12 protein-coding genes are annotated in these 12,541 nt (G+C 40.0%); 2 read left to right on the top strand and 10 right to left on the bottom strand.

Features of this window, described 5'->3' with window-relative positions; genetic code table 11:
- Nucleotides 1–60 precede the first annotated feature (60 nt).
- Genes QZZ35_RS06155 through QZZ35_RS06145 form a run of 3 tightly spaced genes read right to left on the bottom strand, consistent with a single transcriptional unit; the run spans nt 61 to nt 3,639 of the window.
- Complete coding sequence (locus QZZ35_RS06155) at nt 61–1,671, bottom strand: DUF6020 family protein (RefSeq protein ID WP_291236605.1); 1,611 nt, start codon at nt 1,669–1,671, stop codon at nt 61–63.
- Between the two features lie 17 nt (nt 1,672–1,688).
- On the bottom strand, nt 1,689–2,312 hold the full coding sequence (locus tag QZZ35_RS06150) for a histidine phosphatase family protein (protein WP_291234625.1): 624 nt from the start codon (nt 2,310–2,312) through the stop codon (nt 1,689–1,691).
- 4 nt (nt 2,313–2,316) lie between these two features.
- Nucleotides 2,317–3,639, bottom strand: coding sequence for a replication-associated recombination protein A (locus tag QZZ35_RS06145; RefSeq protein WP_291236604.1), 1,323 nt, complete (start codon nt 3,637–3,639; stop codon nt 2,317–2,319).
- 153 nt (nt 3,640–3,792) lie between these two features.
- Here QZZ35_RS06145 and QZZ35_RS06140 point away from each other — a divergent pair, with 153 nt between their 5' ends.
- Nucleotides 3,793–4,731, top strand: coding sequence for a zinc dependent phospholipase C family protein (locus QZZ35_RS06140; protein WP_291236603.1), 939 nt, complete (start codon nt 3,793–3,795; stop codon nt 4,729–4,731).
- Between the two features lie 38 nt (nt 4,732–4,769).
- Here the strand turns inward: QZZ35_RS06140 and QZZ35_RS06135 are convergent, their stop codons facing one another.
- From QZZ35_RS06135 to glmM, 6 genes are all read right to left on the bottom strand, one after another.
- Nucleotides 4,770–5,699 (bottom strand): glycosyltransferase family 2 protein, encoded by a 930-nt coding sequence (locus QZZ35_RS06135; protein WP_291236602.1) that lies wholly within the window; start codon nt 5,697–5,699, stop codon nt 4,770–4,772.
- 26 nt (nt 5,700–5,725) lie between these two features.
- Entirely contained in the window at nt 5,726–6,700 is a 975-nt protein-coding gene (gene pfkA, locus QZZ35_RS06130; RefSeq protein WP_291234629.1) for a 6-phosphofructokinase, read from the bottom strand.
- A 97-nt stretch (nt 6,701–6,797) separates the two neighbouring features.
- A complete protein-coding gene (cobC, locus tag QZZ35_RS06125; protein WP_291236601.1) occupies nt 6,798–7,403 on the bottom strand; it encodes an alpha-ribazole phosphatase in 606 nt (201 codons plus the stop codon).
- 64 nt (nt 7,404–7,467) lie between these two features.
- Complete coding sequence (gene trpS, locus QZZ35_RS06120) at nt 7,468–8,556, bottom strand: tryptophan--tRNA ligase (RefSeq protein WP_291236600.1); 1,089 nt, start codon at nt 8,554–8,556, stop codon at nt 7,468–7,470.
- 20 nt (nt 8,557–8,576) lie between these two features.
- Entirely contained in the window at nt 8,577–8,900 is a 324-nt protein-coding gene (locus QZZ35_RS06115; RefSeq protein WP_291236599.1) for an ArsR/SmtB family transcription factor, read from the bottom strand.
- Between the two features lie 5 nt (nt 8,901–8,905).
- A complete protein-coding gene (gene glmM, locus QZZ35_RS06110; RefSeq protein ID WP_291236598.1) occupies nt 8,906–10,258 on the bottom strand; it encodes a phosphoglucosamine mutase in 1,353 nt (450 codons plus the stop codon).
- Nucleotides 10,259–10,444: 186 nt separating this feature from the next.
- On the opposite strand from glmM, the gene trhA reads away from it, so the two are divergent.
- Nucleotides 10,445–11,110 (top strand): PAQR family membrane homeostasis protein TrhA, encoded by a 666-nt coding sequence (gene trhA, locus QZZ35_RS06105; protein ID WP_291234634.1) that lies wholly within the window; start codon nt 10,445–10,447, stop codon nt 11,108–11,110.
- 58 nt (nt 11,111–11,168) lie between these two features.
- Here trhA and serS read toward each other — a convergent pair whose 3' ends face one another.
- Complete coding sequence (gene serS, locus QZZ35_RS06100; RefSeq protein WP_291236597.1) at nt 11,169–12,458, bottom strand: serine--tRNA ligase; 1,290 nt, start codon at nt 12,456–12,458, stop codon at nt 11,169–11,171.
- Between the last annotated feature and the right edge of the window lie 83 nt (nt 12,459–12,541).

Genomic DNA, 12,541 nt, shown 5'->3' with positions numbered 1-12,541 from the left:
CTCATATCAAATTATACATGAATTTGGCCCATTTAACAAGTTTCAGTTCCACGGCATTTCTTACAGTTTTCCGTCATTACGTCCGAAAAAAATAAAAAGTGCCGGCATCGAAGCCGCAACAGGTGCAAAATATCGAAAACAACCGTTAACCGGTGATGCAATACAAGTACAGATCATAATCAATAAAGCAACCACCGGAATGAGTTCGGAAATCTGTTTCTTTCTTAACAGTTCAAATCCTATCAGCACAATGATCCATGTATATAACGCAATTTTGTTCGTCAGATTCAAAACCGGAATCTTATCCCACAGATTTGCCCAATGATTTAAGAGCTGTCTTCCCGTCTCCATGGCTTCGATATAATGAAAAGAAAAATATTCTTTAAAGGCGTCTACCTCAATCCAGTCAAAAATCGTCATACCACTATTATAATTTCCGGCTCCATAAGCAAATCCATTATTAAAGGCGTAATATCCGTAACTTTGACCGATGGCCGCCTCCAGATACGTCACCGGATATTTAAAAAACATCTTCGCCCATACAATAAAATAATTTTTCAGATCTTCACCGGTTGCATCCCCATTCCAGTTATCTTTGATCGGGTCTGAAATCAAAGGATCATATCTTTCAGGCATAGATTCATAATCCAGAACTCGACCGATCAGTTCTCTTTCCTCATCCGTGATCGTATCATAATGATACTTGACGGTTCGTGCCGTCTGCTGAAAAGGAATGGCAAGTGCTTCTTTACTCGATGCGGGGATGACCCCCATATAATTTACAATAAAACTGTTAAAAATAAAATAAACCGACAGTAATGCTGCAATCCCGATACTGTAATAAAGCTTCTGCCTTTTTGCGATCAGGAAAATAATAACAAGCAATGTAGCCGGAGCTGCCACATACACACAATTATTTCGGAATAAAGATAGCACAAGTGCAGATATACCATATAAAATCCAGTGCTTATTTTTAAGCTTTCCTGCCTTACCATAAAAAATCAGTACAATCGTATTCATTATGTACCAGACAAATAATGCTGTACAGAATGTATCTTTAAACGCATGTTTGGCATATGCTCCCCACACCGGCGTCACCGCATAGAACAAAAGTACTCCAAAATAAATGATCCGTTTGAGTCCTGCCTTTTTGAGCATAGAAACACATTCGGCATAAATCAGTGCCATCAAAACATCACGGATGACAACAAAAATGAAAATACCCAGATTTTCACTGCCCAGCTTCACACCAATCTGATAACATACACCCAATACACAAGAAGATAACCAGGGATCGTGATTACTCCGCGCCCAGATTCCCAAATAAGAACTAAGCTGTCGATATACATCCCAGTCCATGCTGGCCGGATAATACGTTATTACCCATGGAAGCCAGAATATAAGAATAAAACAAAAACTGAAAATAAATATATGTCTCTCAATAAATCTGTCTGTACGACTGCCCTTTTCAGCCGCCATATGATTAAATCCTTTCAGTAGCCAATAGGCCGCAATGTAAAATAATACTGAAAAGACAACCATAAGAAGAACAAAAAGAAGAATACCTTTTATCCCCGGAATCAAGGTCAGACTGTCCGTTAAATGCATCGATATGCCTGCTGTATTAAGAAAACCAAACAATAGAGAAATAATATACAGTAATGGCTTCATAAACATTCTCCTATGCCTTATTTATTCTTCTTATAATCATAAAAGACTGTATTTTCTTCCAGTATATTAAATTTTCCATCTTTAAATTCTACAATTGTCACACCACAGTTTCTCTGGAGTGATCCCATCCAGAAATCTTTAATTTCATTTTTTCTGACATAGCGCATTAAAGCCTTATTAATGGCACCATGCGCAACAATCATAATTCTCTCATTGTCTTTATGTTTTTCGATAATTTCTTTCATAAAATCTGCTGCACGTTCACTGATCTGCTCAAACGTCTCTGCCCCTTCCGGTGCTTCATAAAGCTCCGGTGCATCAAAAAATGAAACAAATTTACTGTTTTTGTCTCCTCGAATCTTTGTAAAGTCTGCACCTTCAAGTTCACCAAATCCAATTTCTTTGATTCTCTCATCAACAACAACTTCGATGTCTCTGCTGCCCTTAAGAATACACGCCGTCTCATAAGCACGTTTGAGCGGACTTGAATAAATCGCGTCGAAATGAATATTTCTCATACCCTCTTCGGAATCATAGGCCACTTTACGACCTTCTTCTGTCAATTCGATGTCCGCCCATCCCTGAATTTTCTTTTCTTCATTCCAATACGTTTTTCCATGTCTGATAATATATAATTCCATAATCCTATCCTTCCTTTTTTAAATCTTTTAACCATTGTTTCATAATTGCTTCATAGCCCAGATCCCCGCCATGATAAAACACCTGATCTGCCACACCGTCAGGAAGATACTGCTGTTTTACCCAGTGATTCTCAAAATTGTGGGCATATTGATAACCTATACCATGACCAAATTTTTTTGCCCCTTTATAGCTTGCATCCTGAAGATAAGAGGGAATCGGTTCCGTTTTATGATGTTCGACCCAGGACAAGGCCGAATTGATTGCATTATATGCTGCATTGCTTTTCGGAGCACTGGCTACATAAATTGCAGCCTGTGCAAGCGGGATCCTGGCCTCCGGCATTCCAAGACGTTCTGCTGCCTGCGCTGCACTGACTGCCACAACAAGGGCCTGAGGATCTGCATTACCCACATCCTCCGCCGCACAGATCATAATTCTTCTTGCAACAAAAGCCACATCTTCACCGGAATAAAGCATCCGGGCCAGATAATAGACTGCGGCATCCGGATCAGAGCCCCTCATACTTTTTATAAAAGCTGAAATGGTATCATAGTGATTATCCCCATTTTTGTCATATAACGTTACCCGCTTCTGAATACATTCCGCCGCCACATCCAGCGTTATATGAATGCTTCCATCTTCCGAAGGCTCTGTCGTCAAAATTCCAAGCTCAACAGCATTCAAAGCCATACGGGCATCTCCGTTACTCATATCCGCAAGAAATTCCAATGCTTCATCTGTAATATCCGCATGATAAGCACCCATGCCCTTTTCCACATCATACACAGCTCTTCGAAGCAATTCCTCAATATCTTTTTTTTCTAACGGCTCCAGCCGAAATATCACCGATCGGGAAATCAACGCACTATTGACTTCAAAATAAGGATTTTCTGTTGTAGCTCCGATCAAAATAACCGTTCCGTCTTCCACAAAAGGAAGAAGATAGTCCTGCTGACTCTTATTAAACCGATGAATTTCATCGACAAAAAGAATCGTTTTCTGACCGTACATTCCACGCCTGTCCTTTGCGTCTGCCACAACCTGTTCCATATCCTTCTTTCCTGCAACAGTGGCGTTCATCTGAGTAAAAACGGCCTGAGTCGTGTTTGCAATGACCCTGGCAATTGTCGTCTTTCCTGTTCCCGGAGGTCCGTAAAGAATAATAGAACTGAGCTTATCTGCCTTAATTGCCCGATATAAAAGCTTATCCTTTCCCAGAATATGCTTCTGCCCGACGATATCATCCAGTGTCTCCGGACGAAGTCTTGAAGCTAAAGGTGATTCTTTTTCCATCATGTTATTTCTCATATAATCAAATAAATCCATTTTTTTCACCCATAGACTATTCTAACATTGGTCTCCTTTATCTGCAATTCAAAAAAATTAATAATAGTTTTATAATTGTTCAGCGTATTTTCATTGCCAAACCTCTATAATTTGATAAAATATAAATATACTGCCGTAAAAGGGGATTATTTTATGCCAGGACTAATTACAAATTATTTGTTCGGCGAAAGGACCTATCAGTCCCTGTCTCCGAATTATTTAAAAGAAATCATAAGAAAAAATCCAAACACATATCGAATGGGACTTCAGGGTCCGGATATCTTCTTTTATTATCTGAATAGCTATATGCGTAAACGCGAAAACAATATATGCAACATTATCCATGAGAAAAATACCGGTGCCTTTTTTGAAAATATGATTGAATATGCCATGATTCTCGATACACAAGACAGGGAGATCTGTCTGTCTTATATTGCCGGTTTTCTCTGTCATTACGCACTTGATACGCATACGCATCCATATCTGCGTTTTCGCGTGGATATGGATTACAGTGAATATCCGGAACGATGCTGCATACCATTTTACTATCGGCACATCGAAACTCTGATCGATACCCTGCTTTTAAAACGTTTAAACCATATGGAACCTTTCCAGTTGAATCTGGAAGCTCTTGTTTCACTGAATAAAACAGATCGAAGAAATATTGCTGACTGCCTTTTATATGCGCTTCGGACGACCTATCACTATCGTCTGTCCCGTAAAACCATCTTAAAAGTTATTCGTTCTGTACGACGCACATGCACATTTCTCCAGACGAATCCTCAGATACATCAGAAAGCACTTCGCCTGATCCGAAGACGTCTTCCATTTTCATCATCAAAAATGTGCTTTATCTTTCCTGAATATCATGGCGATCCCCATGATTATCTGAATGAAAATAAACAGACATGGTACTCCATAAGTGATCATGCACCACATACAGAATCTTTCTATGAACTTCTGAATGATGCGGCGATTTACAGCACACAGATTCTTGAAAATTTCGATGATTATCTGGCATGGAACGGAAACCGTGACAATCTTATGCAGATTATCGGCTCTAAATCTTACTATACAGGTGAAGAATGTTAGTCTAAAAGACAGGACAGGTCCCTTTACGGAACCTGTCCCTACTTTTTGAGGAAATCTTTTACAATATACACCGGACGGTCTTTTGTCTCTATATAGTTTTTTGCCAGATAATGTCCGATGACACCCGTACATAAAAGCTGTATGCCTGATGTAAACAGGACAAGAGAAGCCAATGTCGGGAAACCGGCCACCGGATCTCCCCAGATCAATGTCTTTACAACAATAATGATCATAAACAAACCGGATAATACACATAACAAAATGCCCGCAAGGGATACAACCGTCAATGGTACAGTAGAAAAAGCTACGATACCATCAATAGCATAAACAAACAATTTCCAAAATGACCATTTAGAAACACCGTTTGCTCTTTCTTCCACCTGATAAGGCATATAAAATGTATTAAATCCTACCCAGGAAAAAATGCCTTTGGAAAATCTGCATTTTTCAGGCATTGAACAGATAGCATCCACAACCTTTCTTTTTAAAAGTCGAAAATCACTCGCCGAACGCACCATCTCCATCTCTGTCATTTTGTTAATAATTTTATAAAAACAATTCTTAAAAAATGACAGGATCCGTCCTTCTTTTCTTTCTTCCTGATAAGCAGCCACACTGTCATATTCCGGATGTTCATTTAAAATAGACATCATCTCAAGAATATATTCCGGCCTCTGCTGGAGATCCGCATCAATAATAGACACAAAATCCCCTTCCGAATGTTGAAGCCCTGCAAGTAATGCTGCTTCTTTTCCAAAATTTCTTGAGAAACTGATAACCTTAATCTGATACGGTGAATTTTTATAAATATTCTCTAATCGCCGAAAAGTCTCATCCCTGCTTCCGTCATTGACAAAAATAAGTTCTGTATCTTTCATTAAGTTTCCGAATACATGAACGATCGTGTCATAAAAAAGCTCCACATTGTCCTCTTCATTATAGCATGGAATGACAACAGATAATAACAACCTACTTCTCCCTTTCACTCTTCATCTTAATACATGGACATTAAACGGCTGATCAGGAACTGATATTCGTTGATTGTCTTCTCCATCGCCAATCCTTCATCAATATCAAAATCCACATAATTGCCGCCTTTTAAACAAATAACACGGTTTGTCTCGCCTCTGTGGAGCAGGTCAATAGCGTAGCCGCCCATCGTAGCTGCCGTCACTCGGTCTCTGGCCGTAGGGGAACCTCCACGCTGAATATGTCCGAGGATTGTCGCCCGGGTCTCAATACCTGTTGCCGCCTCAATACGACGAGCCAGACGATTCGTATGCCCTACACCTTCCGCATTAATGATCACGTGATGTGTTTTTCCCTTTGCACGATTATGCATGATTGAATCAATAAGATCCTGTTCATCAAATTCATCTCTCTCAGGTATAAGAATGCCATCCGCACCATTGGCCATCTGGCACCAGAGTGCGATATATCCCGCATTTCTTCCCATAACCTCTATAATACTGCAGCGCTCATGAGATGTTGACGTATCCTTGATCTTATCAATTGCACTCATAGCCGTATTCACGGCTGTATCAAATCCAATCGTATAATCTGTACAATTAATATCAAGATCGATTGTTCCCGGAATAGCGATCGTATTAATTCCCAGATCGGAAAGTTTCTGAGCACCTCTGAAAGAACCGTCACCGCCGATAACAATAAGTCCGTCAATTCCATTCTCCCTGAGAATCTCTGCACCTTTTTTCTGACCTTCCTTTGTCTCGAATTCCTTGCAGCGTGCAGTAAACAAAATCGTTCCGCCAAGGCGCGCAATTTCAGATACCATACGTGAATCCATATCAATAATTTCATTATTTAATAAACCGGCATAGCCTCTTTTTATTCCCTTAACTTTCATGCCGCTGGCAAGAGCCGTTCGAACGACCGCACGAATCGCCGCATTCATTCCAGGAGCATCACCACCGCTGGTTAAAATACCTACAGTTTTTACGTCGCGCATAAATGTTCCTCCTATCCTTTCAATTACTTATGAACCATTTTAACACTCTGCCCCTGACCGGACAAGCTATTTTCATCGATTTTATGATGATATCTGATTATTCCCCAAGATTCATTCCCTTAAGCACAGGAAAATCATGAATAATCTCAAATCTTGTATACGTTCCCTGTTTGATTTCCAAATGCCATATATTTGTCACATCCATACCGAGCAGATGGCACATAATGCATTGCATCGCACCACCATGACCAACAAAAAGCACCCTTTCATCTTCCCCAAATTGAAGTCGGTTCCATGCGTTAAGTACTCTTGTGCTAAAATCTGTAAATTTTTCTCCACCTGTCGGCGGACAATGAATCCAGTCCTCAGCCATCGCTTTATAATCCTCCGGATAACTCGCTTTGACTTCCTTGTAATGTTTTCCTTCCCACGCTCCGAAATTCATTTCATTAAAATCTGATATAAACTCCCATTTCGGTCTTATATCCGATTGTTCCTGACATGCTAAAATTCTCTCTGCTGTTTCCCGTGTCCGTCTCAAGCCGGACACGATCACTCTGTCAAAACGGACTTCCTTTAGCATTTTTCCAACCCAATCTGCCTGAATTTCTCCTTTTTCTGTAATCGATACATCCAGACTTCCATAATAAACACCTTTTACATTGCACAGTGTTTCACCATGCCGAACCATATATAACTGCATAATTTCTCCAACTATAAAAAGAGGCTGCTGCAGCTACAAAACTGCAGACAGCCCTGTTTATTTTTTATTTTTCTGCAAATCTCTTTGCCTGTTCCTGAATCAAATCCACATCATCAAAATAATTGATCTTCATGGCACTCTTCACTTCTGCTAAAGTCTTGGCAGCTATTTTTTCTGCTTCGATACTTCCTTTGCGAAGAATTTCATAAATTTCAGGAATGTGTTTCTCGAGTTCTTTTCTGCGGGCGCGAATCGGTTCCAGTTCTTCCTGCATAATACAGTTCAGGAAACGTTTTACCTTCACATCGCCAAGACCGCCTCTCCGGTAATGATCTTTAAGCGCATCCAGATTTTCATATTCCGGCAGATATTTTTCAAAATGCTCATCCCGGCAGAAGGCATCCAGATAAGTAAATACGGCATTGCCTTCAACACATCCCGGATCAGATACTTTCAAATGATTCGGATCGGTAAACATTCCCATGATTTTTTTCTGAACATCCTCCGGTGAATCGGACAGGTAAATACAGTTGTTTAAGGATTTGCTCATTTTCGCCTTACCATCTGTTCCCGGAAGTCGACAGCATACCTGAGTTTCCGGAATCAACGCCTCAGGCTCAACAAGCACTTCGCCGTAAACAGAATTGAATTTTCGTACAATTTCACGTGTTTGCTCGATCATAGGAAGCTGATCTTCGCCGACAGGTACTGTTGTTGCCTTAAACGCAGTAATATCTGCGGCCTGACTGATTGGATAAGTAAAGAATCCAACCGGAATACTTGCTTCAAAATTACGCATCTGAATTTCAGCCTTAACTGTAGGATTTCTCTGAAGTCGAGATACTGTAACCAGATTCATATAGTAAAAACTCAGTTCTGTAAGTTCCGGAACCTGAGACTGAATAAATAAAACCGACTTTTCCGGATCCAGTCCACAAGATAAATAATCCAGTGCAACCTCAATAATATTCTGACGCACCTTCTCCGGATTATCGGCATTATCTGTCAATGCCTGGGCATCCGCAATCATTATAAAAATTTTATCATACTCTCCTGAATTCTGGAGTTCCACACGACGTTTCAAAGATCCCACATAATGTCCGACATGGAGTCTTCCTGTCGGCCGGTCTCCTGTTAAGATAATCTTTTCCATTGTAAACTTCTCCTTGACTTTTATTCTTCCATAACATGTTCAAAAGCAACTTTAAACATTTCTTTTATATGTTCATCTGCCAGTGAATAATATCGTACTTTCCCGTCTCTGCGGGTCTTAACCAGTCTGGCCTGCTTTAAAAGCCTTAATTGATGAGATACGGCAGACTGATTCATCTCAAGAAGCTGGGCCAGATCACTGACACATAATTCCGACTCACTCAGAGCACAAATAATCTTTGCCCGTGTCATATCCCCGAAAGCCTTGAATAACTCTGCCACTTCAAACAGATCATCCTCCGGAGGCATAGCACTTTTCACCTTAGATACCAGACTGTCTTCCATAATCTCTACTTCCCTTCGATCGCATGACCATTTGCTTTTAATACATCCACTACCTGATACACATACTTGCTGCATATCTCATCTGTTTCCGCTTCAACCATAACACGGAGTAAAGGTTCTGTTCCACTCTCCCGGACAAGAATACGTCCTGTATCTCCAAGAGACTGTTCAACGCCTTTCACAGCTGCCTGAACATCCGGATCCTGTTCTGCCGCTTTTTTATCATGCACACGCACATTTACAAGAAGCTGTGGATAAATCTTTACCGGTTTAATAAGCTCTGAAAGTTTTGTCTTCTTTTCAAGCATGACTTCCATAATCTTCAAAGATGTAAGGATACCATCGCCTGTTGTTGCCAGCTTACTGAAAATAATGTGTCCGGATTGTTCACCACCGATGGAATGGCCATTCTGCACCATATTCTCATAAACATATTTATCACCGACAGCTGTTTTTTCGTAGCGAATACCTTCTTTATCAAGCGCACGATAAAGTCCAAAGTTTGACATTACTGTTGTAACAATTGTATCATTATTCAGTGTACCATTCTCATGCATATATTTTCCACAGACATACATGATCAAATCGCCATCCACAATATGACCTTCATCATCAACAGCTATACACCGGTCTGCATCCCCGTCATAAGCAAATCCCACATCAAGACCCTTCTCCACAACAAACTTCTGAAGTTCTTCAATATGTGTAGATCCACAGTTCATATTAATATTTGTACCGTCCGGTTCTGCATGAATAACATAAGTTTTTGCTCCCAGTGCATCAAATACACTCTTTGCAATAGCAGATGCTGAACCGTTCGAGCAGTCCAGTCCCACTCTTTTATCTTTAAATGAACGGGTTGCTGTTGCGATCAAATGACCGATATACCGATTTCTACCCATGGCATAATCCACCGTACGCCCAATATTCTCTCTGGTTGCAAGCGGAAGCTCATCTATCTTTCCATCAATATAATCTTCAATGAGCTGTTCCACATCCGCCCCCATCTTATGGCCCATAGAATTAATAATCTTAATTCCATTATCATAATAAGGATTATGACTGGCAGAAATCATAATGCCACAATCAAATTCTTCTGTGCGAACAACATAGGATACACTTGGGGTTGTCGTCACGTGAAGAAGATAGGCATCTGCACCGCTGGATGTCAGTCCGGCTGCCAGAGCATATTCAAACATATAACTTGAACGACGTGTATCTTTACCTATAACGACTTGTGCTTTATGATCTTTTCCGAAATAATAGCCTAAGAAACGACCGACTTTAAAAGCATGCTCAACTGTCAGTTTCACATTAGCTTCACCGCGAAAACCGTCGGTTCCAAAATATTTTCCCATATTCTGTCTCTCCTAAATCAAAAAATAATTTCACATAGAATAACTATATCATACATTTTAAAATTTTTCACTGTTTTATTTTTAGCCCTTGACATGTATTTTATTTGTGATAGTATCATAATATACTTTATATAGTTTTTAATACTATATGTTATGTTTCTAATATGACAAACGGAAGGTGATTTTATGAAATTTAAACCAAAAGATCCTGGAAGTGCAATTACCCATTTTATTGGCTGGCTGATGGCTTTATTTGCGGCTGTACCTCTCATACTCAGAGCGTGTACGGTGCCTGATCCCATTCATGTTATTTCTCTCTCTATATTTATAGTCAGTATGCTCCTGCTATATGCAGCAAGTACGCTCTATCATTCACTGGATATCAATGAGAAAGTAAACAAACGGCTGAAAAAATTTGATCATATGATGATTTCCGTACTGATTGCCGGAACCTATACTCCGGTATGCCTCATTGCCATTCGAGGTAAAATCGGCTACACACTTCTCGCCATCGTGTGGGGAATTGCCATCTTTGGTATTATTCTCAAAGCTTTATGGGTAACCTGTCCGAAATGGGTATCTTCCCTGCTTTATATTGGTATGGGATGGACATGTGTTCTGGCATTTACCCAGATTCTGAACAGTCTTTCACGAGAAGCTTTTATGTGGCTTCTGGCCGGCGGTCTGATCTATACGATCGGTGGTGTCATATATGCACTTAAACTTCCGATTTTTAACAGCCGCCATAAAAATTTCGGTTCACATGAAATCTTTCATCTTTTCGTTATGGGCGGAAGTTTTTGCCATTTTGTGTTAATGTATAAATTTCTTGCTGTCATGCCTATTTATTAAAAATCAAAAGGGACAGGTCCTGCTTTCTTTCGTGCGGAACCTGCCCTTTTTATTCTCATTATTTATTTGGTACAAGAACTTTTGTGCCGCCCATATATGGCTGAAGTGCTTCAGGGATCTTAACAGTTCCATCTGCCTGAAGGTTATTTTCAAGAAATGCAATCAGCATACGCGGTGGTGCAACTACTGTATTATTCAGAGTATGTGCAAAATATTTATTGCCCTTTTCTCCATTTACACGGATACGAAGTCTTCTTGCCTGTGCATCACCCAGATTTGAACAGCTTCCGACTTCAAAATACTTCTTCTGTCTTGGGGACCATGCTTCTACATCCACAGACTTAACTTTAAGATCGGCCAGGTCACCGGAACAACATTCCAGTGTACGAACAGGAATATCCAGAGAACGGAAAAGATCAACTGTATTCTGCCACAGTTTATCAAACCACATTTTGGAGTCTTCCGGTTTACATACAACGATCATCTCCTGCTTTTCGAACTGGTGAATACGGTAAACACCACGCTCTTCAATACCATGCGCACCTTTTTCTTTACGGAAACATGGAGAATAGCTTGTCAAAGTTTTTGGCAGCTGTTCTTCCGGAATAATCTGATCAATAAATTTACCGATCATTGAATGCTCGCTTGTACCGATGAGGTAAAGATCTTCACCTTCAATCTTATACATCATGGCATCCATCTCTTCAAAGCTCATAACGCCTGTAACAACATCGCTGCGGATCATAAACGGAGGTACACAATAAGTAAATCCTCTGTTGATCATAAAATCTCTTGCGTAAGAAATAACAGAAGAATGAAGACGCGCAATATCTCCCATTAAATAATAGAATCCATTACCTGCAACTCTTCTTGCACTATCCAGATCCAGTCCGTCAAAGCTTTCCATAATCTGTGCATGATATGGCACTTCAAAATCAGGAACAACCGGTTCACCATATCTCTGAACTTCCACATTCTCTGTATCATTCTTTCCGATCGGAACTGACGGATCAATGATATTTGGAATCAGCATCATACACTTCTTTAAATCTTCTTCAACCTGCTTTTCTAAAGCTGTTAATTCATCGATTCTTTCACCTTCAGCTGCAATCTGCTTCTTGATCTCTTCAGCTTCTTCTTTCTTACCCTGAGCCATAAGGCCGCCGATCTGCTTAGAAACTTTCTTTCTATTCGCACGAAGTCCTTCAACTTCTCCTTTGATCTCTCTGTTTTTCTTATCCAGCTCGATTGCCTTATCAACTAATTCCAGTTTATGCTCCTGAAATTTATTACGAATATTCTGTTTGACAATCTCCGGATTCTCTCTGACAAATTTAATGTCTAACATATCCATTATCTCCTTGTTTCTATTATTGTAATGCTTTTAAAACAAACCGAATTTATAATGATTATAATACAAATTCCCTTATG

Origin of the sequence: Frisingicoccus sp. (assembly GCA_016298055.1) — a bacterium.
Lineage (GTDB): Bacteria > Bacillota > Clostridia > Lachnospirales > Lachnospiraceae > Frisingicoccus.
This window is presented reverse-complemented; position numbering and strand designations above follow the sequence as displayed.

Excerpts from the sequence above, each read along its gene's own strand:
- QZZ35_RS06155 (WP_291236605.1), bottom strand. The coding sequence starts at position 1,671 with ATGAAGCCATTACTGTATATTATTTCTCTATTGTTTGGTTTTCTTAAT.
- QZZ35_RS06150 (WP_291234625.1), bottom strand. The coding sequence starts at position 2,312 with ATGGAATTATATATTATCAGACATGGAAAAACGTATTGGAATGAAGAA.
- QZZ35_RS06145 (WP_291236604.1), bottom strand. The coding sequence starts at position 3,639 with ATGGATTTATTTGATTATATGAGAAATAACATGATGGAAAAAGAATCA.
- QZZ35_RS06140 (WP_291236603.1), top strand. The coding sequence starts at position 3,793 with ATGCCAGGACTAATTACAAATTATTTGTTCGGCGAAAGGACCTATCAG.
- pfkA (WP_291234629.1), bottom strand. The coding sequence starts at position 6,700 with ATGCGCGACGTAAAAACTGTAGGTATTTTAACCAGCGGTGGTGATGCT.
- cobC (WP_291236601.1), bottom strand. The coding sequence starts at position 7,403 with ATGCAGTTATATATGGTTCGGCATGGTGAAACACTGTGCAATGTAAAA.
- trpS (WP_291236600.1), bottom strand. The coding sequence starts at position 8,556 with ATGGAAAAGATTATCTTAACAGGAGACCGGCCGACAGGAAGACTCCAT.
- QZZ35_RS06115 (WP_291236599.1), bottom strand. The coding sequence starts at position 8,900 with ATGGAAGACAGTCTGGTATCTAAGGTGAAAAGTGCTATGCCTCCGGAG.
- glmM (WP_291236598.1), bottom strand. The coding sequence starts at position 10,258 with ATGGGAAAATATTTTGGAACCGACGGTTTTCGCGGTGAAGCTAATGTG.
- trhA (WP_291234634.1), top strand. The coding sequence starts at position 10,445 with ATGAAATTTAAACCAAAAGATCCTGGAAGTGCAATTACCCATTTTATT.
- serS (WP_291236597.1), bottom strand. The coding sequence starts at position 12,458 with ATGTTAGACATTAAATTTGTCAGAGAGAATCCGGAGATTGTCAAACAG.